Annotated in this window: 17 protein-coding genes and 1 pseudogene; 10 read left to right on the top strand and 8 right to left on the bottom strand. The window is 61.3% G+C overall.

The genetic code is table 11. The features are described from left to right. Positions 1-250, top strand: a pseudogene (locus Mgrana_RS16975) (PEGA domain-containing protein); the annotation flags it as partial. Between the two features lie 42 nt (positions 251-292). Here the strand turns inward: Mgrana_RS16975 and uvrB are convergent. Beyond that, a complete protein-coding gene (gene uvrB, locus Mgrana_RS14270) occupies positions 293-2293 on the bottom strand; it encodes an excinuclease ABC subunit UvrB (RefSeq protein WP_119358272.1) in 2001 nt (666 codons plus the stop codon). 144 nt (positions 2294-2437) lie between these two features. Further along, on the bottom strand, positions 2438-5332 hold the full coding sequence (locus Mgrana_RS14265) for an S-layer homology domain-containing protein (protein WP_119358271.1): 2895 nt from the start codon (positions 5330-5332) through the stop codon (positions 2438-2440). A 693-nt stretch (positions 5333-6025) separates the two neighbouring features. Here Mgrana_RS14265 and glmS point away from each other — a divergent pair. Together glmS and Mgrana_RS14255 are read left to right on the top strand one after the other, a co-directional pair. Then, a complete protein-coding gene (glmS, locus tag Mgrana_RS14260) occupies positions 6026-7840 on the top strand; it encodes a glutamine--fructose-6-phosphate transaminase (isomerizing) (protein WP_119358270.1) in 1815 nt (604 codons plus the stop codon). Positions 7841-7958: 118 nt separating this feature from the next. Beyond that, the gene (locus Mgrana_RS14255) at positions 7959-8411 is read left to right on the top strand and encodes a PIN domain-containing protein (protein WP_119358269.1); all 453 of its coding nucleotides are present in this window, start codon (positions 7959-7961) and stop codon (positions 8409-8411) included. Positions 8412-8450: 39 nt separating this feature from the next. Here Mgrana_RS14255 and trpD read toward each other — a convergent pair whose 3' ends face one another. The 6 genes from trpD to Mgrana_RS14225 form a co-directional block, all read right to left on the bottom strand. Continuing rightward, on the bottom strand, positions 8451-9473 hold the full coding sequence (gene trpD / locus Mgrana_RS14250) for an anthranilate phosphoribosyltransferase (RefSeq protein ID WP_119358268.1): 1023 nt from the start codon (positions 9471-9473) through the stop codon (positions 8451-8453). Between the two features lie 73 nt (positions 9474-9546). Then, the gene (locus tag Mgrana_RS14245) at positions 9547-10437 is read right to left on the bottom strand and encodes a glycosyltransferase family 2 protein (protein WP_119358267.1); all 891 of its coding nucleotides are present in this window, start codon (positions 10435-10437) and stop codon (positions 9547-9549) included. Then, positions 10416-11228 (bottom strand): glycosyltransferase family 2 protein, encoded by an 813-nt coding sequence (locus Mgrana_RS14240; protein WP_119358266.1) that lies wholly within the window; start codon positions 11226-11228, stop codon positions 10416-10418. The genes Mgrana_RS14245 and Mgrana_RS14240 overlap by 22 nt, the downstream gene beginning before the upstream one ends. A gap of 20 nt (positions 11229-11248) precedes the next feature. Then, complete coding sequence (locus tag Mgrana_RS14235) at positions 11249-11827, bottom strand: anthranilate synthase component II (protein WP_119358265.1); 579 nt, start codon at positions 11825-11827, stop codon at positions 11249-11251. Further along, positions 11824-13248 (bottom strand): anthranilate synthase component I, encoded by a 1425-nt coding sequence (gene trpE, locus Mgrana_RS14230; protein WP_119358273.1) that lies wholly within the window; start codon positions 13246-13248, stop codon positions 11824-11826. Before trpE ends, Mgrana_RS14235 begins: the two co-directional genes overlap by 4 nt. A 328-nt stretch (positions 13249-13576) precedes the next feature. Next, positions 13577-14299, bottom strand: a complete 723-nt coding sequence (locus Mgrana_RS14225; RefSeq protein ID WP_119358264.1) for a PIG-L deacetylase family protein — start codon at positions 14297-14299, stop codon at positions 13577-13579. Between the two features lie 134 nt (positions 14300-14433). Between Mgrana_RS14225 and Mgrana_RS14220 the strand changes: the two genes are divergently transcribed. The 7 genes from Mgrana_RS14220 to Mgrana_RS14190 form a co-directional block, all read left to right on the top strand. Further along, on the top strand, positions 14434-15462 hold the full coding sequence (locus Mgrana_RS14220; protein WP_119358263.1) for a LacI family DNA-binding transcriptional regulator: 1029 nt from the start codon (positions 14434-14436) through the stop codon (positions 15460-15462). A gap of 101 nt (positions 15463-15563) precedes the next feature. Next, positions 15564-16796: an ABC transporter substrate-binding protein gene (locus Mgrana_RS14215; RefSeq protein ID WP_119358262.1), complete on the top strand. Its 1233-nt coding sequence runs from the start codon at positions 15564-15566 to the stop codon at positions 16794-16796. Between the two features lie 95 nt (positions 16797-16891). Then, positions 16892-17875, top strand: coding sequence for a carbohydrate ABC transporter permease (locus Mgrana_RS14210; protein WP_240631390.1), 984 nt, complete (start codon positions 16892-16894; stop codon positions 17873-17875). Between the two features lie 71 nt (positions 17876-17946). Beyond that, positions 17947-18726 (top strand): carbohydrate ABC transporter permease, encoded by a 780-nt coding sequence (locus Mgrana_RS14205; RefSeq protein WP_240631389.1) that lies wholly within the window; start codon positions 17947-17949, stop codon positions 18724-18726. Positions 18727-18809: 83 nt separating this feature from the next. After that, positions 18810-19811 (top strand): endo-1,4-beta-xylanase, encoded by a 1002-nt coding sequence (locus Mgrana_RS14200; protein ID WP_119358259.1) that lies wholly within the window; start codon positions 18810-18812, stop codon positions 19809-19811. Between the two features lie 10 nt (positions 19812-19821). Further along, the gene (locus Mgrana_RS14195) at positions 19822-21159 is read left to right on the top strand and encodes a GH1 family beta-glucosidase (RefSeq protein WP_119358258.1); all 1338 of its coding nucleotides are present in this window, start codon (positions 19822-19824) and stop codon (positions 21157-21159) included. Further along, on the top strand, positions 21156-21989 hold an 834-nt coding region (locus Mgrana_RS14190), incomplete at its 3' end, for a glycoside hydrolase family 43 protein (protein WP_147371308.1). The genes Mgrana_RS14195 and Mgrana_RS14190, both read left to right, overlap by 4 nt.

The following is a 21989-nucleotide window of genomic DNA, read 5'->3' as shown; positions in this document are numbered from 1 at the left end:
CCCGCCGCCCCCTCCTCCAGTTATCCCCAACCCCGGACTCAACGGCTCCTACACCTATTTCTGCCGGGGTGGCCGCCTGTCCGTGACTTACTCTGGGGGCCAGGTCCGCATTTTCTATGATGGGGCCAACCGCCTCCTCAATCTTACCTCGCCCAACACTTATACCGGTGGCCCGTATACCTGGCGGGTCAATGGGCGCAACGGCACGCTCTACATAAATGGCCAGTTGGCCGATTCTTGCTCTTACTAAGTCCCTAGCCAGGTTCCCCCCACCAGCGTGGGGGGATTCTTTTTAGCGCCGCCGTCTGCGCCTGCCCTTGCCTGCTGTGGTTGGTTCGGGCAGGCCCTTAAGGCGGGCCTCGAGCGCCCGGATCTGGTCGCGGATTGCCGCCGCCTTCTCAAAATCGAGGGCCTCAGAGGCCTGCCACATCTCGAGCTCGAGCTGCCCCAGCGCCTCGGCCATCGCGTCAGGGTCCTCGAGCAGAGCCTCCTGGGTCGCCTCCTGGTAGTCCTCGGGCTTGATCATCTTGCGCACGGTCTTTTGCACCGTAGTCGGGGTAATGCCGTGCTCGGCGTTGTAGGCTTCCTGAATGGCCCGGCGGCGGTTGGTCTCCTCGATGGCCACCCGCATGGCCTCGGAAATGGTCTCGGCGTAGAGGAACACCTCGCCTTCCACATTCCGTGCGGCCCGCCCAATGGTCTGGATCAGCGAGCGCTCGCTGCGCAAAAATCCAGTTTTATCGGCGTCGAGAATCGCCACCAGCGAGACCTCGGGCAGGTCCAGGCCCTCGCGCAAGAGGTTGATGCCTACCAGGGCGTCAAAGTGACCCAGCCGCAGGTCGCGCAGCAGGGCTTGGCGCTCAAAAGCGTCCAGCTCATGATGAAGATAACGGGCCCGCACCCCATGCTCCACCAGATAGGCCGTGAGCTCCTCGGCCATCCGCACGGTGAGCACGGTGACGAGGGTGCGCTCGCCTCGAGCGGCCCGGGTACGAATCGCGCCCATCAGGTCTTCGATCTGGCCCTGGGCCGGCTTGACCGTGACCTTGGGATCTAAAAGCCCGGTGGGGCGGATGATCTGTTCAACCATGCGCCCACTCACCTCGCGCTCGTAGGGCCCCGGCGTAGCCGAGACAAACACCACCTGCCCGACCCGCTCCAGAAACTCGTTGAACTTCAGGGGGCGGTTGTCGAGGGCGCTGGGCAGGCGAAAGCCGTAGTCCACCAGGGTGCGCTTTCGCATATAGTCGCCGTTGTACATCCCGCGAATCTGCGGGGCGGTGACATGCGACTCGTCCAAGAGGGTCAGGTAGTCTTCAGGAAAGTAGTCCAGTAGGGTAAACGGGGCTTCCCCTGGAGCCTTGCCGGAGAGGAAGCGGCTGTAGTTCTCGATTCCGGGGCAGGTACCCATCACCTCGAGCATCTCGAGGTCATACAGGGTGCGCTCCTTGAGCCGCTGGGCCTCCAGCAGCTTGCCCTGCTGCTCGAACTCGTGCAGCCGGGCTTCCAGCTCGGCCCGGATCTGGGGGATGGCCTCTTTGAGGCGGTACTCCGGGGTGGCATAGTGGGTGGCCCCCAACAGCACGAAGCCCGGCAAGTCCTTAAGGCGCTCCCCGGTCACGGGGTGGGTCACGGTCACCCGGTCAATGTTGTTGCCCCACAGCTCAATGCGGATGGGCTCGGTCTCGTAGGCCGGCCAGACCTCCAGGGTCTCGCCCTTGGCCCGGAACTTTCCGGGCTCGAGCTGTAAATCCCCGCGCTCATACTGCAGCTCCACCAAGCGTTCCATCAAGGCCTCACGGGGAAGCTCCTGCCCCACCTCCACCACCAGGCTCAGGTTGCGGTAATCCTCGGGCGAACCCAGGCCGTAGATCGCCGAGACCGAGGCCACCACAATCACATCGCGCCGGGTCAGCAGGCTGCGGGTGGTGCTGTGGCGCAGCCGCTCGATCTCAGGGTTGACCGCAGCATCCTTCTCAATGAACAGATCGCGCCCCGGCACATACGCCTCGGGCTGGTAGTAGTCGTAGTAGCTGATGAAGTACTCCACCGCGTTTTCAGGGAACAGCTCGCGAAACTCTGCGGCGAGCTGGGCGGCCAGCACCTTGTTGGGCGCCATCACCAAAGCCGGGCGCTGCAACCGCTCGATCAGCTTGGCCATGGTAACGGTTTTGCCGGTTCCGGTCGCTCCCAGCAGGGTCACAAAGCGCTCGCCATCCCGGACTGCCTCCTCGAGCCCGGCGATGGCCTTGGGCTGGTCTCCCCTGGGGTCTGGGCCTTGATAGCGAAACATAGATTGTCCAGTCTACCCAATCCCGGTTTGTTCTGTCTATATCAGAATACAATCCCCTCCGCCACAGCCATACCCCCAAAATCTACCCTTGGGGCAAAACCAAACCCCGCCTGCAAAGGCGGGGTTGTTGGGTTCTAACCTCGGTTAGAAGTTGATGGTGTAGGTGACCTTGAAGCCGCTGCCCTGCGACACGGCATTGCCGTTGGCATCGGTCAGAGAACCGATGAAGGCACCGGCTTGCAGGTTGCCATAGGCCCACTCGAGGTACAGCCCACCCAAGCCACCGCTGGCGTAGGTTCGCCCAGTAACCACAGTATTGTTCCAGGGGTACTGGACCTCACCCGGGTAGGTGAAGATGCGGTCCGTGCCAATGCCAAACGGCGCATTGGTGTAGCCGCGGGCCGGGAAGATCGAGGTCGGGCTGGGGGAGAGGATGTTGGTGCCGCTGTACTGAGCGTAACCCGCCTTGAGCACGCTGCCCGAGACCAGGAACTCGTTCAGGTTGATGCCCACCCGCCAGTAGGTCTCCGTGGTGCTGTTGCCCACCAAGGGGTCTCCCGCAGGGCCTGCGGTGTAGTTGGTGGTGCGGGTCGAGAACCCACCGTCCAGGCTGGGCTTGAGGAAGAAGTTGGCCGGGTCGGTAGTCACCCCGATGCCGAACTTGAGGGTGTTCGAGCTATACACGGGGATGGTGGTAGCCCCGTCGTAGTCGAGGTAGCTGGTGACACTGCCGGAGAAGCTGTGGTAGCGTACCACCGGGTTCAGGTTGAGGAAGCCCAACAGCTTACCGCTATAGGCCGCCGCCGCCAGGATGTCGGTACCGGTGTTGGCGAACTGCTGGTAGCCCAAGCGGACATCCAGCCCAGGAACCAGGGCATTGCTGGCCTTGGGATCGTGGGTCAGGCGCACGCCGAAGCCCGAGGAGTAGCGGCTATCCTGGTTGTTGTAGGTGTAGGCGAAGAAGTTCCCGAAGTTCCCGATCGCGCCGCCACCGGTAGCCAGGGCGTCAAAGCCCGAGCCTGGGTACTGGTTGCCATTCACGGTGAAGTTGTTGTAGAAGGCGTTCAGCTTGAGCCCAGCGAACAGGCCGATATCCCCACCCACACCGTAGTAGTTGGTGGCGCTGAGGGCATCGCCGTTCAGGTTGGTGGCGCTGTCGTAGTAACCGCGCAGCTCAATGCCGCTGAGGATGTTGGCCAGCTTGATCTTGCCGTCCACCCCAAAGCCCCGGCTGTCAGGGGCATACGGGGCGTTGTCATAGCCGCCGACCCCAAACAGGAACTTGCTCGAGGCCAAGGACATGCCCGCCACGCCGCCTTCGTACAGGGGCGCGATGGCCCGGTAGTTGGCGTTGAGGCTAAGAATGCCCAGATTCACCCCACCGTTGATGTAGAAAGCTTGAGGGGTGGTAGCTGGGTTGCTGAAATCCCACACATCGGCATTGCTCTTGGTGGCGTCATAGGCGCCTTCCAGGCTGAGCAGACCGAACAGGGTGCCCTTCCAGTCCACACCGAAGCCCGCACGGTTAAAGCGGTTCTCGGCGTAGTTCAAGCCCAGGTTCAGCCCAAGCAGGTTGACCTCGGCGCGGGTCCCGAAGAAGTCCGTGGGATTGCCGGGGTTCGCCGGATCACCAAACACCAGGTATCCAGCGTTGTTGGTGGTGTTAGTGTTGGCATTACCCATCACCACGGTGAACTTGGGCGAGAGCGGCCAGTTGGTGCCGTTGAGCGTAGCAATGGCCCCGCTCATCGCGCCGGTATCGCCGTAGTCACCCGAGCCGTTGTCCGCGTTGTTGAACAGGTAGGGGTTGAAGACAAAGGTCAGGTTCTGCTGGTCGCTGTTGTAGTACTGAACGGAGAAGGGCTGGTTGTCCAGCTTACCATTGATGGTGGCCGCCCGCATGCGCAAGGGTGCGGGAACCCCACCCGAGGTGCTGGGGCTGGCTACAGGGGTAAAGCTGTTGATGGTGACATCGCTGATGCCCGTAGCCCCCACGTTATTGAACTTCACGCCAAAGTTGAGGTTGAGGTCTACCTCGGTGAAGTCCTGGTTCATGTCGCCGCGCCGCCACTTGGGCCGCACGTAGATCGAACCACCGTCTGAAGGCCCCACACCCGAGCTGAGGATGTTGTTGGGGAACAGGCGGTCAATGTCGAAGTCGCCGCCGGTGTTGGTGGTATAGCCGTAAGTGCCCGCGAGGCTGCCGGTCAGGCTGAACTGCACCGCCTCGAGCTTCTGCACTCGGGTATCAATCCCGTTCACCTTGTCGGTGAGGGCCACCAGGTCACCGCGCAGGGCAGTGGCAAACTCCTGCACCGCGTTGACATCTTCCTTGGTGGCGAAGCTGTTGACATCCACGCTACCGATGCTGCTCTCGAGGGCGGTCACGCGGTCTTGCAGGCTCAGCACATCCTGATTGAGCAACACTGCTAGCTCGTTAAGCGCCTTGATGCTATCGCCGTTGGCATCCACCTGGGTCTTGAGCGCGGCGACATCCCCCTCCACGCCATCCAGACGATCCCCCAGGATTTGGGACTGAGCCAAAGCGGTATCTGCGGCCACCGAAGCCGCTTCTACACGGTCGGCCAGGTCCTTCAGGGCATCTTCGCTCATCCCGCTCTGGCCACTCTGGCTCTTCAGCTCATCAATCGCAGCCTGGAGCTGGGCAATATCGTCCTTGGAGGCCGCATTGTCCTCCAGGGCCGAGACCCGTACCCCCAAAGCCGCCAGTTCCTGCACCCCATTGCGGATGGTGGTGAGGTCCTCGCTGCTCAGCTGCCCGCCGCTCACGCACTGACCGCCCTTTTCCAGCTCGGTGAGGAGCCGCTGGAAGATCAGCGCCGCCTGATAGCGGGTGAGGTTTTGGTTGCCCCGGAAGGTGCCGTCGGGGAAACCGATGATCAGACCGCACGCCGCAATCCGATCTACAGCTTCTTTGGCCCAGTGTCCGGCGGGAACGTCGGAGAACTGGGCTTGTCCGAAGCCTAGACCGACTACGGTGAGCAGTCCGGCTAGGTAGACCACCAGCTTTTGCTTCATTTCGCCTCCTCAAATCCCCCTAATCGGGAGACCCTTCTTGGGCCTCGAGAGGTTTTGCGGAGGCTGTGGATCGAGTTGCCGTGTTTCCTCTCCCAGCCTTCACAAAAGCCCCTTTCGGCCCGGATGCTTGGCAAGCGCTTGGAGCCCTCATGGGGCTCAATCCGCTCTCACCTTGCACATCCGTGGGCATCATACCGGCATCCAAACATTAGTGTCAAGTGTGAAACCCCACACAGGACGAAAAAAATGTATTATGAGGGCGGGATATTAAGCCCAGAGAGGAGGCTAGGCTACAAAGCGAGGAGCGCAGGGGGTGCCAGAGCCAGCGATGGTTCTTGCTCAGGCACCTTACGAGGTGGCGGTCTCAACCCAATTGAGATAAGCAGCAACACTGCGAAACATCGAAGGTTTCCGCGGATGCCGCCAGGGAGATGCCCCTCCCTCTCGCAACCTAAAGCTCGATCAGGAAAGCCAGCCGCGCGAGCGCTGGACAACTGGGGAGCAGGGCCCAACTAAAAACCCAAAGCGTTAAGCAGGGGTTACGAAGCGGAGATTTCGGTAGGGTTATGCCCGTTTGGCTTGTAAGGCAGCCCCCTGGGGGCCCGTAACCCCTGGATGTGCAAACGACGGCCGCAAGGCCGGGATTTCGCTTACTGTGGGGTGAGGACCAGACCCCCCAAGCTGAGGTTCAATATGTGTGGAATCGTGGGATACGTGGGTTTTCGAGAGGCATCCGATGTCGTGCTGGACGGGCTCAAGCGCCTGGAGTACCGGGGCTACGACTCGGCGGGCATTGCGGTCAAGGTCAACGGGCACCTTGAGGTGGTCAAGAAGGCCGGCAAGCTCCAGGTGCTGGCTGACAGCCTGAAGGAGCACCACCTGAACGGGCAGTTTGGGGTGGGGCACACCCGCTGGGCCACCCATGGGGCCCCCACCGACCCCAACGCCCACCCTCACATGACCGAAAAGGGCGAAATTGCGGTAATTCACAACGGCATCATCGAAAACTACCTGCCCCTCAAGGAGGACCTGATTGCGCGGGGGCACACCTTCAGCTCCGAGACCGACTCGGAGGTGCTGGCCCATTTGATCGAGGAAAAATACCAGGGCGACCTGGTCGAGGCGGTACGCCTGGCCCTCTCGGAAGCCTACGGGGCCTATGCCCTGGTAGTGGCCCATCAGAACCACGAAGAGATTGTGGTGGCCCGTACCGTGAGCCCGCTGGTGATTGGGCTGGGCGAGGGGGAGAACTTTGTGGCCTCGGACGTGCCGGCCCTGTTGCCCTATACCCGCCGGGTCATTTTTTTGCACGATGGCGATATGGCGGTGGTGCGCCGCGAGGGGGTACAGGTTACCGATCTGGCCGGCAACCCGGTGGAGCGGGAAGTGGTGACGGTGGAGTGGAGCCTCGAGGCCGCCGAAAAAGGCGGGCACCCCCACTACATGCTCAAGGAAATCTACGAGCAGCCCCGGGTGCTGGAAAACACCCTGGGGGGCCGCCTCTACGAAGAAGAGGCGGGGGTGGAGCTGGGTCTCAAGCTCGAGCCCACCCACTACGACAAGGTGCACATTGTGGCCTGCGGCACGGCCTACTACGCGGCCTGGGTGGGGAAGTATCTGCTGGAGGCTTTGGCCCGGGTGCCGGTGGAAATTGACGTGGCCTCCGAGTACCGCTACCGTGACCCGGTGGTGGACGACAAAACCCTGGCCATCTGCATCAGCCAGTCGGGCGAGACCATCGATACCCTCGAGGCCATCCGCGAAGCCAAACGCAAGGGAGCAGGCACCCTGGGGGTCATCAACGCCAAGGGTAGCAGCATCACCCGCGAGGTAGACGACACCCTCTACATCCACGCTGGCCCCGAGATTGGCGTGGCCTCGACCAAGGCCTACATCGCCATGCTGGCCGCCATGGCCATGCTGGCCGTGTGGATGGGCCGGGCCAAAGGCACGCTGGACGAAAAGACCGCACGGGAACTCCTGAGCGAGATGCGCAAGCTACCCCGGCTAGTGGAGGAAGCCCTGGAGCAGCGCCCCCGCATCGCCCACATCGCCGAGAAATACCACCAGGCCCAGGACTACCTGTTCCTGGGGAGGCACATCCAGGCCCCCACCGCCTACGAAGGGGCCCTCAAGCTCAAGGAAATCAGCTACATCCACGCCGAGGCCTACCCCGCCGGCGAGATGAAGCACGGCCCCATCGCCCTGATTGACGAGCGCCTGCCAGTGGTGGTACTGGCTACCCAGAGCCCCTTCTACGAGAAAACCGTCTCCAACATCCAGGAAGTGCGGGCCCGGGGCGGGCGGGTGATTGCGGTGGCCAGCGAGGACGATACCAAGGTACAGAAGTTTGCCCAGGACGTGATTTACGTGCCCAGAACCCACCCCCTGCTGGCCCCGGTGGTGAGCGTGGTGCCGCTGCAACTTCTGGCCTATGAGACCGCGGTGCATTTGGGGCGGGATGTAGACCAGCCGAGGAACCTGGCCAAATCGGTCACGGTGGAATAAGCCCGGCGCCCCCGGAATCACCCATAAACGCCGCCCACACCTGTGAAATTGCCCGCAGTGCTGCGGGCTCTAATTTTCTAATCTGGCGGGAATGGTATACCTTAGGCTAGCCAATTTTATGACCCCTACCCCTGCCCCAAAGCGTAACCTGGCCCGTTACCTCGCGGCTTTGCTCAATCGCTGTCCCAACTGGGTGGCGGCGCTCCCCGAAGCCCTATCGGGGCCGCAGCTTACGGCCCGCTCCCCTTCAGGGGTGGTTTATGCCTTCGATCTGCAAATGGAGGGGCCGGTGGGGGAGGCCGAGGTGGAGGGGTTGTATAAGGCCCTAATCCCAGGGCAGCGGGGGGTCATGGTTTGCCAAACGGGGGAGTACACCCCTGCGGCCCTCGAGCGGGCCCAGGAACACCAAATCCTCTTGTGGAGCTTCGAGCAGCTCGATTACCTCATCCTGGCCGCTGAACTCGAGATGAACGCCCCCTTGGCCTATGCGGGGCTCGAGGTCGAAGCGCCCAAAACCTATGCCCCAGAGGCTGAGCCCTCCATCACGGCCTCTGGGGTCTTCCGGGTGTAGCCAAGCCACTGAGGCCGAGCGGTATGGAGGAGGGTCCGGTCACTGCTGGCTAAAGGCCCGGAGTTGTTCCAGCAGCTCGAGGCCCGCCCCCCCGTCCAGCAACCCCTCGGCCAGCCTTACCCCCTGCGCAATGTCCGGCACCTTTCCGGCCAGGTAGAAGGCGGCGCCGGCATTCAAGGCCACCGCGTCCCGCTTGGGCCCGCGTTCCTTACCGCTCAAGATGGCCCGGGCGGTGACCGCGTTTTCCTGAGGCGTACCCCCCTGGAGGGCCTCGAGCGGGGCCGGCTGAAGCCCCACTGCCTCGGGGTGCAGGGTGTAGCTTCGGATCTGCCCCTCCTGAAGCTCCGCCACCCGGTTGGGGCCCAGCACCAACTCATCCACCCCTAAAGCGGACTCGAGCCCCGGCTCCCCATAAACCACCAAGGCCCGCTGTGAACCGAGGTTGTGCAGCACTTGGGCAAACGGCTCGACCAGGTTCGGGCTGCTTACCCCAACCAGGTTTAAGGTGGCAAAGGCGGGGTTGGTTAGGGGGCCCAGCAGATTAAACACCGTGCGCACCCCCAGCTCGGCCCGCACCGGGGCCACGTAGCGCATGGCCGGGTGATGGCTCCGGGCGAAGAGGAACCCCAGGCCCAGGGTCTCGATGGCCTGGGTAATCCGCTCGGGGGGCAGGTCAATCCGAATCCCCAGGGCCTCGATCAGGTCAAACGAACCCGACCTCGAGCTGGCCGCACGGTTGCCGTGCTTGGCCACCGGCACCCCCCCTGCGGCCACCACAAAGCAGGTGGTGGTCGAGACGTTGAAGGCCTCTGGAGCCACCCCACCGGTACCCACAATGTCCATCAGGGGGGCCCTGCGGGTCTGGATTCGCACCGCTGCCGCCCGCATGCCCTCGGCAAACCCCGAGATCTCCTCGACGGTCTCCCCTCGAGTACGCAGGGCCATCAACACCCCGGCGGTCTGGGCTGCGGTAAGCTCACCGGCCATGATGCGCTCCATCAGGGCTCGAGCCTCGGTTTGAGTTAAAGGTTCAGCGTGCAGGGCTTTTTTCAAGAGTTCCACGGTTCCTCCCAGAAGGCTTCATAACCGGTTCGGCTAGGGCACACTCGAGCCTCCAGAATACACGGCGGGGGGTTCACGGCTTGCCCTCGAGCAACCCTCGGGTATAGGCCGCCTCGAGGATAAAACTGTAGTTGCCAAAGGCCACAGAAGTGCTTTCCCAGGCCCGGTCCTCCAGCAGCCGCTGGGCCTTGGCCCAGGGATAAAACCAGCGCTTGTAGGCCAGAGAGAGGGGGTTGGCTCCGGTCCAGAAGGCCACCTCGAGGCTGGGGTGCAGCCCATAAAACTCCCAGGCCATCCGGCCCATGCTGCCCAGCTTGGCCACCATTGCCTCCAGGCACACCCGGTCCAGGTGCGCCGCCCTGGCCCCCACCGCCAAGCGCGGCTGGACCCCTTTAGCCCACAACCGGAGCCCCAGTTCATGCTCCTCCCAGCCATAAGCCCGAAAGGCCGAAAAGGGCGGATTGGGCAGCAAATTTCGACCAATGGATAGGCTGGCAAACCAGTAGCCCCCTTTGCCCAACACCGCCCCATTGGGCTTGCCGCGCACCCCTCCCTCAGCCCTAGCCCGCCAGTAACGGGTGAAGGGGGCGTTGCCCAGTTCCTCCGGAAGGTATGTGCGGCTGACCACCGCAACCCCGGGAAGCTGACCGTGCAGCTCGAGGTGGGCGGCCAGAAACCCCGGCTCCGGCACCAGGTCGTCATCGTTGAACAGCACATACCGCCCTCTGGCCAGAGCAAACCCGGCGTTGCGGGCTGCGGCCAGGCCCTGGTTGGGCTGGCGATGCAGGCGGACTCGAGGGTCGGCGATCCCCTGCAACCGGGCCGGGGTGGAATCGGTTGAGCCATCGTCCACTACGATGACCTCCAGATCCGCCCCCATCTGCCCCAGCAAGGCCTTTACCGTCCGCTCCAGCAGCTCGGCCCGGTTAAAGGTGGGGATAACTACGCTGAACGTTGGTTCCATGCGCCCCAGGAATACGCCAACTCGCGGTCTGCTCGAGGCCCAATCAGGGTTCTGAGCCAAGGCAAGGTAGCCATCTTCACCCCCAACAACACCGGGTGCACCCCCAGAGCCCAGGCAATCTTGGGATCACCATACTTTTTCCAAACCCGCACATGCGCTTCCCCCGCTGCCTTGGCCCGGGCCAAGGCTCCCTTTTGGTGGTCATAAGCCTCGTGCACGGCCTCCGCGGCCGCCACAAACTGAATCCGGGCCCCGGCCCGACCCAAGCGGTACCCCAGATCAGGATCCTCACCGCCATAGGCGCTGAAGGCCTCGTCGTAGCCGCCGACCTTCTCAAACAGGGGTTTGGGCAGGCTGGTGTTGTTGCCGGTGATGTTCCACCAGAACACCCGGGGCCCCCTCAGCTCCGCGGCCCCACTGTTGCGCAGGTCAGGGGGCAGCAGCAAACGCCCAACGGCCACAACCGAGGCCCCCGAATGGGCGTTTTGGTGGGCTTGAATCCACCCAGGCTGCGGAACCACATCGTCATCCGAGAACAGGAGGAGATCCCCTCGAGCGGCCTCCGCACCTCGGTTGCGGGCGAAGGCCACCCCCCGGCCGTCCCCCCTCCCGGTCTCGAGGACCCGCAGCGAATACGGGGGGTGATACTCGGCCAGGAACTGCTGGGTGTCGTCAGTGCAGCCATCGGCCACCACGATCACCTCGAAGCTGCCGGGTTGCCCCTCTAGGGCCCGCAGCTTGCGCTCCAGGGCTGCGCGGCGGTTATGGGTGGGCACAATCACCGAGATCATGGCTCTTCACATTGTAGGGACTAGGCACATAGCTTGAGAAAGTTGGCCAGCAGCCCCATCCCCGATTCGGTCAACACCGACTCAGGGTGAAACTGAACTCCGTGGGTGGGGTAGTGGCGGTGGCGCAATCCCATTACGGTATGCCCCCCCGCCTCCTCGAGCCACGCATTGACCTCTAAGGTTTCCGGCAAATCCTCGACCACCAGCGAGTGGTACCGGGTGGCCGAAAAGGGCCTGGGGAGCCCGGCAAAAACCCCGCTGCCATCGTGGGAGATCACACTGGTTTTGCCGTGCACGATCACCTTATGGCGAACCACCTGGGCCCCAAAAGCCTCTCCAATGCTCTGGTGGCCCAGGCAGACCCCAAGAATGGGGTACCTGGGGGCATAGGTCTGGATTAGGGGGACCGAAAGCCCAGCCTCTCTGGGGGTGCAGGGTCCGGGGCTTACCACAATCCCGTCAGGGTCGAACTCTCGGATGTCCTCGAGCTGGAATTGATCGTTGCGCCATACGGTGAGGTCGGCTCCCAGCTCCCCCAGGTACTGCACCAAGTTGTAGGTAAAGGAGTCGTAGTTGTCAACCATCAAGATGCGCTTCATAACCCCTCCTCGGCCATCCGCACGGCTTTGATCATGGCCTGGGCTTTGTTCAAGCACTCCTGGTATTCGTTGGCCGGAACCGAGTCATAGACCACCCCGGCCCCAGCCTGGATGTGCAGCTCGCCGTTGGCGATCACAATGGTGCGCAGGGTCAGGGCCACATCCATATGCCCGTCATAGGCCACATAACCAAAACTGCCGCCATAGGCTCCCCGACGGGAGGGCTCGAGTTCTTCGATGATCTCCATGGCCCGAATTTTAGGAGCCCCCGAGACCGTCCCCATCGGCAACACTGAGGCCAGGGCATCCAGCGGGGTTTTGTCCTCGCGCAGCTCCCCCTCTACCGTGGAGACAATGTGCATCACATGGGAATACTGCTCCACGCTCAAAAGCTGCGTGGGCCGCACCGTGCCATACTTGGCTACCCGCCCGATATCGTTGCGGGAAAGGTCTACCAGCATCACATGTTCAGCCCGCTCCTTCTCATCGGCCAGAAGCTCCTCGGCCAGAGCCCTGTCCTCGGCGGCATCCCGGCCTCGCCGCCGGGTTCCGGCGATGGGCCGGGTCGTCACCTTACGACCATCCGAACGAAGCAGGCTCTCCGGGCTACACGAGACCAGCAGCGCCTCTCCCAAATCCAAGTAGCCCATGTAGGGGCTGGGGTTTACGGAGCGCAGGGCCCGGTAGATGGCGAAGGGGTGCACGTTCAATGGAGCACTCCAGCGCACGGAGGGCACGAACTGGAAGATGTCCCCGGCCCGAATGTACTCCAAACCTCGCTCGACCACCCGCTCATACTCTGCCTGGCTGAGGTTTTGCTGGAACTCCATGCGTCGGCCTGCCCGCTCCCCCGGCACCCCTGGCAGGGGCCCATTGAGCTTTTTCTCTGCCCAGGCAATGCGCTCGAGGGCCTGGGCCTTGGAGGCGGCGTTCCCTTCCTCCGCCGGGGCCACAATGTGGAGCTGCTGCTTGAATTGGTCGAAAACCACCACCACCTCAGGCTCGACAAAGAGGAGGTCGGGTACCTGGAGCAAATCGGGTTTATCCGCTGGCAAACGCTCGTAGTAGCGGATCAGGTCATAGGCTGCATAGCCCACCGCCCCACCCCAAAAAATGGGCAGGTCGGGGTCGGGAACGATCGGGCGATGGATTGCTTCATACAGCGTGCGCAGGGGATCTTGGGTCTGGAGCACCTCGCCATTCAGGGTAAATACCCCATCCTTGGCCCGAAAAATGCGCCGGGCCCCCACCCCTACAAAGCTCCAGCGAGCCCAGGCCTTCCCCCCCTCCACCGACTCGAGCAAAAAGCTGGGGGCCGCCTTCTCCGAAAGTTTGAGATAGGCCGAGACCGGGGTCTCGAGGTCGGCCAAAAGGGTCTTTTTGATCGGTAGGGTGGGGGTAACCTTCGCTGAAGTAACCACAGTTTCCTCCTTGTGCGCTCTGATCCAAATAAAAAAGCCCCCGGATAGCTCCAGGGGCACCCACTGCTGCCGTCCTGGAGCTATCCGGGCCACCACCAGCACACCACGGTCCCATAGCCGAAAGCCGCAGGGCTGCGGCTTGGCAAGGAACCTTTGGCGATGGGGATACCAAGCATGGTTGAGGCTCAGTGTAGGGGCTTTACCTGAGTTATGCAAGCCCAGATTGGGCAATAAAAAAGGCGGCCTTTTGCCGCTGATAGTCTTAACTTACCACGGTATGCATCATTCGGCAAGCGTATGCGGGGGATCGGCCTGCTGAAGGGGGTTCCTAGGGTCTAGCATACCACAGCAGCTCATCCTGAATCGGCCCCTGATAACCGGCCAGATGAAAGCTTTCAAGGGCCAAGCGAGGGGCGAAGCGATCCATGAATTGCAGCACCGAGAGGGCCTGGGTGCGGTGCTGAGCCATGGCCCGCAGCTTCTGCAGCAGCGTCTCCATCGGGATGCGGCGCATATGGGTCGGCGGCAGCCATCCCTCGATGAATTCCGGGAGCGGCTGCGGTGGAGCGTAGTAAAACACCGCTATCCGCTGGCCGGAGTTCGCTACCGCGCGGGTGACGAACCGGTGGGTGGCCACGTGGTCAGGGTGGCGGTTGCTGCCATTGGGGCCGAAGGTGATGATGGCCCGTGGACGCAGCAGCTCGAGCCGCCACATCAACAGGTCCACGATCTCGGGGTGATCCGCCACACCTGTGGAACGGGCAAACCCCACCCCCCTAGCCTCGCCCTCAACCGCCCCGTTAGGACGAGCGTTGGGAAAGTCCATGAGCTCAAAGTAGCCGATCTTCAAAATCTCTGCGGCCCGGCGCAACTCCTGGGCCCGAAGCTCACCCAGGTGCTCTGGAGGGCAGAGGCCTAGGGTGCGCCCGGCTTCTCCATGGGTCAGGGTGATGAGACCGGTCTCGAGGCCCCGCTCGGCATACTGCAGGAGCGTCCCCCCCGCACCAAAAACCTCGTCATCTGGATGAGGCACGATCACCAGCAAATCCATAGGGCTATCATCCTGCTCCTCGGCGCCTCACTGCAACCCCACGCATAATACATCCAAGGCATATCAAGTCTTGACAGCGCTTTCAAAATCTGTTTTACTTTTTTCTCGAGAGCCCCACAACCGTTTGGAATGTTATGCGCGAAATCGTAACCTTGAGCGATGTGGCCCGGGAAGCTGGGGTTTCACCCAGTACAGTTTCTCGAGTGATCAATGGCACCGCCAAGGTAGCGAGCCGCAAGCGTGAGGCTGTATTAAAGGCCATAGAGCGTTTGAATTATCGCCCCAACATCATGGCCAAGGGGCTAGCCCAGGGACGCTCGCTCACCATTGGGGTAATCTCCCAAGAGATCAGCAGCCCCTATTACGGGGAGATGCTTAAAGGGGTAGAGCAAGCCCTAGAAGGAACCCCTTACCATCCCATTTTCGCCAGTGGACACTGGCGCGTGGACCGAGAAGAAGCCGCTCTCAGGGTGTTGGTAGGGCGGCAGGTAGATGCCCTGGTGGTGATGGATGGCAGTGTACCCCAGGAGCGCTTGCTGGAATTGGTCAACCTCATGCCGGTGGTGGTGGTGGGGCGGGAAATCCAAGGCCTCAGCTGTCTAAGCGTGGATAATGCCCAAGGAGCCTTTGACGCCACCCGGCACCTCCTCGAGCTAGGCCATCGCCGGATCGCGCATATCGCAGGCCCCCAATCCCACCCCGATGCAATTGAACGCCTAAAAGGCTACCGTCGGGCTTTAGGGGAGGCCGATATCCCCTTTGAGCCAGCTTTGGTGGTTGAAGGGGATTATCTCGAGCCCTCCGGTCTTCTGGCGGTAGAGGCCCTTCTGGCCCGGGGAGCCCTGTTCACCGCCATCTTCGCGGCTAATGACCAGATGGCCTATGGAGCCAACGTAGCGCTATATCGCCGTGGCATCCGTGTCCCGAACGATGTTTCGATCGTTGGATTCGATGATCTGCCCAGTTCCAGCTACTTTACCCCCCCTCTTACCTCCATACACCAACCCGGTCAGGAACTGGGCTGGGAAGCAACTCGGCTGGTACTGGCCCGGCTCGAGAATCGAGAATATACCCCCATATCTCCCTCGACTCGCCTGGTTGTACGGGAGTCTACCGCTCTTTTACGTTCCCCGGCTACCCGGCTGATGCACCAACCGACCTAGTTTTCAATCCCAAAGGAGGAATGGTAGCAATCACTCAGATCTGAAAGCGCTTTCAAAAGTCCGTCCTTGACCTAGAGCAGAATTCTCGCAAAGGAGTGTCTATGAAGAAAATCCTGCCCCTTTTAGCCCTACTCATACTGGCAAGCCTTGCTGTAGCCCAAAAGACTACGCTTACAGTGGCCGTCTTCCCCAACCTTGACGACTCTCTCAAAGCCCAAATTCCCCTTTTTAACAAGAAGTTTCCCGATGTTGAGGTCAAATTGGTCATTCAACAGTATGCTGATCATCACAATGCCCTCACAACCGCTTTAGCCACCGGACAGGGTCTGCCCGACGTGGCCGCGATCGAAATTGGCTATGTGGGGCGATTCGCCGAAGGACAAGGCTTCGAAGACCTTAACAAAGCCCCTTACAGCGCAGGGCAATACAAAAAGCTGTTCACGCCCTATACCATTTCCCAGGCCACTTCCTCTGACGGGCGCTTCATCGCTATGCCCACCGATATTGGGCCGGGCACCTTTTTCTACCGCAACGATATCTTGCAAAAAGCCGGTGTGGACCCTAAAAGCATGATGACCTGGCCCGGCTATATTGCCGCGGGTAGAGCAATCAAATCCTCCACAGGCTCCTTCTTGATCGCCGATGCAGCGGACGTTGCCTGGATCAACATCTTCGCAACGACCCCAGCTAATACCAGCCCCTACTTCGATGAGCAAGGCAAGGTTGTGGTGGATACCCCCCGGTTTGTACGGGCTTTCGAGCTGGCCAAAAACATCCGGGCGGCTGGATTGGATGCCAGAATTGGATCTTGGACCAATGAGTGGTATGACGCCTTTAAGAAAGGTACGGTGGCTACGCAATTCTCAGGTGCTTGGCTGATGGGCCATTTAAAAAATTGGATGGCCCCCGACACCAAGGGTCTGTGGCGAGTGCAGCAGCTTCCCGAGGGAATGTACGCCTCCTGGGGTGGCAGCTTCTATGGCATTCCCAGCGCTTCTAAAAACAAAGCCCTGGCCTGGGAGTTCATTAAGTTTGTCACCACCAATGATGAATCTCAGATTGCGGGCTTTAAGGCTATCGGGGCCTTTCCCGCTCTGCTGGCGGCCCAGAACGACCCTGTTTTTAATGACCCTGTAGAGTTTCTGGGAGGCCAAAAAGCCTTCTTGATTTGGCGCGATGCGGCTCGGCGGGTTAAGCCTTTGAAGGCCAACAAGTACGACCGAGTAGCCTACGAAATCCTGGGTACAGCCCTTTCACAAGTGCTGGACGAGGGCAAGGACGTGACTGCAGCTTTGGCCGAGGCCAAACGGCTCATCGAGCGCCGGATGCGTTAGAAATAACACGGGGGAGAAGGGGCACCCCTTCTCCCCCTTTCTATGGCTATGTGTGAAAAGTTTTCAAAGCAGCAGGCCACCAGAAAGGAGTGCCTGTGCAAGAGAGCCTGAGCAACCCACGGCCTAGTTCCAGCCCATCTGGCCTAGCCATGCGCTGGAGCAACTTCCAACGGCGTTATGCGCCTTATATATTTATCAGCCCCTTCTTCATTCTTTTCTTGATTTTTGGCCTTTATCCCAGCTTGTTTTCCTTATACATCTCCTTCCAGTCCTGGACCCCCAGCGACGGCTGGGGCCACTGGAAGTTTGTGGGCCTCGGGAACTACGCTTTCACCCTTACCGATCCCATGTTTTGGCGCTCCATGTGGAACACGGTTTGGCTAGGGGTGTTTTCCGGGATACCCCAACACCTGATCGCCATCCCCTTGGCTTTTGTAATTCACATGGTGTTGAGTCGGTTCAAAACCTTCGTTACGGCGGTCTACTTTCTACCCTATATCACCTCTTCGGTAGCAATTGCCCTCATATTCAATACCCTATTTGCCACCCACAATGGGGTGATCAACCTGATAATTGCTCATCTCCACACCTGGCCTGTGCTGGGTTGGCTCTTGCCCGATCAAAACATCAACTGGTTTATTAGTGCCAACATCAAGTATGCCTTGGCGCTGGTGGTGGTCTGGCAATTCACCGGTTGGAACACCCTGCTTTACCTCTCGGCCATCCAGGCCATCCCTAAGGATCTTTACGAGGCAGCCGCAGTGGATGGGGCTAGCAGGATACAGCAATTTCGCTACATCACCCTACCCCTATTGCGCCCCATGATGTTCTTCGCGGTTAGCCTGACCATCATTGGAAACATGCAGCTTTTTGAGCAGCCTTTTGTGCTCCTGAACGGTGGGGCCAGCACCGCCACTCCAGGAGGTCAGACTGCGGCCATGTACATGTACCGCACGGCTTTTGAGTGGCTCGATATGGGCACCGCAGCTTCTATCGCCTGGATTCTCTTCGCCTTCATCGGCATCCTGACCTACCTTAACAATCTGATCTTTGGTCGTACCGCCAGAGGGGGAGATTGACAATGAGGGAGCAAAAGAGAGGCGCTTTAAGCAGTCTTCTACTGCGCTTAGGGGGCTATATCCTACTGATATTGGGCGGCCTGCTAACCGTGGCTCCTTTTTACTTCATGTTTGTCTTTGCCACTCAGCAGCGCTCTGAGATTTTCGGTTTCCCGCCGCCTTTATGGTTCGGGGAGCATTTCTGGAGCAACTACCAAATTCTCTTGCAGAAGATTCCCTTCTGGCGGGCTTACTGGAACACCTTTTATTTAGCCTTCATGATCACCATTACCACCCTATTTTTCTGCAGCCTGGCCGGGTTTGGCTTTGCCATGTACAACTTTCGCTGGCGTGAGCAGCTCTTTGGGGTGGTGCTGGCCACCTTGCTGATACCAGCCATTCTGAACTTGATTCCCTTTTACCTGCTGATCTACCAGATTGGCTGGATCAACACCCCCAAAGCCCTTTGGGTTCCGGCCATGGCCGGGGCGGTAGGGATCTTCATGATGCGGCAGTACATCGTCGCGGCCATCCCCAAGGAGTTGGTGGACGCCGCCCGCATAGATGGGTGCAGCGAGTTCCAGATTTACTGGCGCATTGTGCTGCCCCTCATCCGGCCCGCCCTGGGCACGCTGGGCCTGATCACCTTTATTGGGGCCTGGAACAAGTTCGCTGATGTGAACGTGATTATGCGCACCCAGGAGACCAAAACCCTGCCGGTAGTGCTGCGTACCCTACAAGGGGCGACCGATGTGGAGTGGGGGGCCATCATGGCCGGTACCGCCCTCCTGGTAGCCCCGCTGCTCCTGGTCTTTGCCCTGGCCGCGCGACAGCTCATGGAGGGACTGACCTCGGGGGCGGTCAAAAACTGAACCAGCTTGTTCTGCCCAGAGATACCCGGTTTTCTGAAAGGAAGCTCGAGGTCTCCCAAACCATCTATTTCCAAGGAGGGTTAATGTCATTTCGCCTGTGGAGCCTGTTGCTCTTGGGGTTGAGCCTTCTGACCCTAGCCCAGTCCGGCCCACCCCTGCGCACCCTGGCCGAGAAGCACGGCCTTCAGGTTGGGGCTGCGGTCGAGCCTAACCTGCTGCTGCAAGACCCTGAGTATGCCCAGGTGCTGGCCCGGGAGTTCAACCTGGTGGTGGCGGAAAACGTTATGAAGTGGGGCGCACTGCAGACCACGCGTGGCCAGTTCAACTTTGCCCCTGCTGACCTGCTGGTAGAGTTTGCCCAAAAAAACCACATGGCTGTGCGAGGCCACACCCTGGTCTGGCACCAGCAGCTTCCCCGCTGGGTGTATGGCGATTTCACCCCTGCTGAGATGGAAGCCATCCTGCGGGAGCACATCCAGACCGTGGTGGGACACTTCCGGGGGAAGATCGCCTACTGGGACGTGGCCAACGAGGTGATCGGGGATGATGCCGAGCTCCGGCCAACCCCTTTTGAAGTGTTGCCCGATTATTTGGAAAAAGCCTTCCGCTACGCCCACGCCGCCGATCCAGGCGCCAAGCTCTTCTACAACGACTACGGGGCCGAGGGGCTCGGGCCTAAATCAGACGCCATTTACGCCCTGCTCAAGTCACTCAAGGACAAAGGGGTACCGCTGGATGGGGTAGGCTTTCAGGCGCATCTAGATCTGAACTTCTCGCCCACAGCCGCGCGGATGGCGGAGAACCTCGAGCGCTTTGCCAAGCTGGGCCTCGAGATTCACATCACCGAGATGGACGTACGGCTGAGCGGGCCTGGCTCCAAAGCCGAGCGCCTGCAAAAGCAGGCCCAAATCTACCAGGAGGTTCTGCAGGTATGCCTGCGCCAGCCCCGCTGTAAGGTCTTCACCCTCTGGGGGGTCAGCGACGCCTACTCCTGGCGGGCCGCCAGCGAACCCCTCATCTTTGACGCCGACTACCAGCCCAAGCCCGCCTACTTTGCCCTGCAACGCACGTTGCAACAGCCTTGAGGAGACCTACATGAAACGAAGCGACTTTCCCCCTGACTTCACCTGGGGCACCGCCACCTCAGCTTACCAGATCGAGGGCGCCGTTCGGGAAGACGGGCGCGGCCTGAGCATCTGGGACACCTTCAGCCACACCCCCGGCAAAACCCAAGGCGGCGAGACCGGTGACCTCGCCTGCGACCACTACCACCGCTACCGAGAGGACATCGCCCTGATGAAGGAGCTGGGGGTGAACGCCTACCGCTTTTCGGTAGCCTGGCCCCGCATTCTGCCCAAGGGCCGGGGAGCTCCCAACCCCAAGGGCCTGGATTTCTACGGCCGGCTGGTGGACACCCTGCTGGCCCAGGGCATCACCCCCTGGCTAACCCTGTACCACTGGGACCTGCCCCAGGCCCTGGAAGACCAGGGCGGCTGGCCCGCGCGGGAGACCGCCTACGCCTTTGCCGAGTATGCCGACCTTCTCTCTCGGCACCTGGGCGACCGGGTGCGGCACTGGATTACCCTCAACGAGCCCTGGTGCTCGGCCCATCTGGGCTACCTGGCCGGGGTGCATGCCCCAGGCAAACAGGACCTGGGTCTGGCGGTGCGGGCCTCGCACCATCTGCTGCTGGCCCACGGCCTGGCCGTGCCCCTCATCCGCCGCAACGCCCCTGGAGCCCAGGTGGGCATCACCCTGAACCTGGCCCCCGGCCACCCCGCCTCACCCGACCCCGCCGACGTGGCCGCCGCCCGGCGCTTCGACGGCTTTCAGAACCGCTGGTACCTGGATCCCCTTTTCGGCTTTGGGTATCCCCTCGACCTGCTCGAGCTCTACGGCGAGACCCCCCCGCCGGTGCAGGGGGGCGATCTGGAGGCCATTGCCGTCCCCACCGACTTTCTGGGAATCAACTACTACACCCGTGCGGTGGTTCGGAACAGCACCCTGGGCCCCTACCGCTTCCAGTCAGTAGCTGTGGGGGAGGAACGCACTGCTATGGACTGGGAGATTTACCCCGAAGGGCTGCAGGAACTGCTGCTGCGGGTCAGCCGGGAGTACCGTCCAAAGGCCATCTACATCACCGAGAACGGCGCGGCCTACTCCGATGTGGTGAGTGTGGATGGAGAGGTACACGATCCGGCGCGTACCCGCTACCTCGAGCGCCACTTCGCCCAGAGCCTTTTGGCCCTACAAGAAGGGGTGCCCTTAAAGGGTTATTTTGTATGGAGCCTGCTGGACAACTTTGAGTGGGCCGAAGGCTATAGCAAGCGTTTTGGCCTGGTTTACGTGGACTTTGCCACCCAGGCCCGCCGCCTCAAGGCCAGCGGGCGCTGGTTCCAGGGCTTTTTGCGGGAGGCGGTGGCCCGGCCATGAAGATTGTGAACCCAGTGCTCAGAGGTTTCCACCCCGACCCCTCGATCCTGCGGGTGGGGGAGGACTACTATATCGCCACCTCCACCTTCGAGTGGTGGCCGGGGGTGCGGCTCTCCCACTCGCGCGACCTGGTGCACTGGCGGCCCATCGGCTATGCGCTGACCTGCACCTCGCAACTCAACCTGCTGGGCAACCCCGACTCAGGCGGCGTCTGGGCCCCTTGCCTGAGCCACGATGGGGAGCAGTTTTACCTGATCTACACCGATGTAAAAACCTGGGGCAACGGGGAGATTTTCAAAGACGCTCACAACTACCTGGTCACCGCTCCAAGCATTGAGGGGCCCTGGTCAGAGCCGGTCTACCTCAACGCCTCGGGCTTCGACCCCTCGCTCTTTCACGACACGGATGGGCGCAAGTGGCTGCTCAACATGCAGTGGGATCACCGTAAGGGCAGAAACTCCTTCTCGGGCATCCTCTTGCAGGAGTACGACCCGGTTCAGAAGAGGCTGGTGGGCCCAGTACACAACATCTTCCGGGGCACCCCCCTGGGCGTGACCGAGGGTCCGCATCTGTACAAGAAAGACGGCTGGTATTATCTGGTGGTGGCCGAAGGGGGCACGGTCTACGAGCACGCCGTCACGGTGGCTCGGGCCCGCCAGATCGAGGGCCCTTATGAGGTAGACCCCAGCTATCCCACCCTCACTGCCCGGGGCCGCCCCGAGCTGCCCTTGCAGAAAGCCGGGCACGCCTCACTGGTGGAGACCCCAAAGGGGGATTGGTACATGGCTCACCTGGTGGGCCGACCCCTCGAGCCCCCCCAGGCCCCCCGG

It is taken from the genome of Meiothermus granaticius NBRC 107808 (assembly GCF_003574355.1).
In the GTDB taxonomy this organism is placed as follows: domain Bacteria; phylum Deinococcota; class Deinococci; order Deinococcales; family Thermaceae; genus Meiothermus; species Meiothermus granaticius.
The sequence above is the reverse complement of the archived record's forward strand: the minus strand, read 5'-3'. Positions and strand labels throughout refer to the sequence as shown.

Coding starts and splice junctions, on each gene's coding strand:
- uvrB (WP_119358272.1), bottom strand. CDS start 2,293: ATGTTTCGCTATCAAGGCCCAGACCCCAGGGGAGACCAGCCCAAGGCC.
- Mgrana_RS14265 (WP_119358271.1), bottom strand. CDS start 5,332: ATGAAGCAAAAGCTGGTGGTCTACCTAGCCGGACTGCTCACCGTAGTC.
- glmS (WP_119358270.1), top strand. CDS start 6,026: ATGTGTGGAATCGTGGGATACGTGGGTTTTCGAGAGGCATCCGATGTC.
- Mgrana_RS14255 (WP_119358269.1), top strand. CDS start 7,959: ATGACCCCTACCCCTGCCCCAAAGCGTAACCTGGCCCGTTACCTCGCG.
- Mgrana_RS14245 (WP_119358267.1), bottom strand. CDS start 10,437: ATGGAACCAACGTTCAGCGTAGTTATCCCCACCTTTAACCGGGCCGAG.
- Mgrana_RS14240 (WP_119358266.1), bottom strand. CDS start 11,228: ATGATCTCGGTGATTGTGCCCACCCATAACCGCCGCGCAGCCCTGGAG.
- Mgrana_RS14235 (WP_119358265.1), bottom strand. CDS start 11,827: ATGAAGCGCATCTTGATGGTTGACAACTACGACTCCTTTACCTACAAC.
- Mgrana_RS14225 (WP_119358264.1), bottom strand. CDS start 14,299: ATGGATTTGCTGGTGATCGTGCCTCATCCAGATGACGAGGTTTTTGGT.
- Mgrana_RS14220 (WP_119358263.1), top strand. CDS start 14,434: ATGCGCGAAATCGTAACCTTGAGCGATGTGGCCCGGGAAGCTGGGGTT.
- Mgrana_RS14215 (WP_119358262.1), top strand. CDS start 15,564: ATGAAGAAAATCCTGCCCCTTTTAGCCCTACTCATACTGGCAAGCCTT.
- Mgrana_RS14200 (WP_119358259.1), top strand. CDS start 18,810: ATGTCATTTCGCCTGTGGAGCCTGTTGCTCTTGGGGTTGAGCCTTCTG.
- Mgrana_RS14195 (WP_119358258.1), top strand. CDS start 19,822: ATGAAACGAAGCGACTTTCCCCCTGACTTCACCTGGGGCACCGCCACC.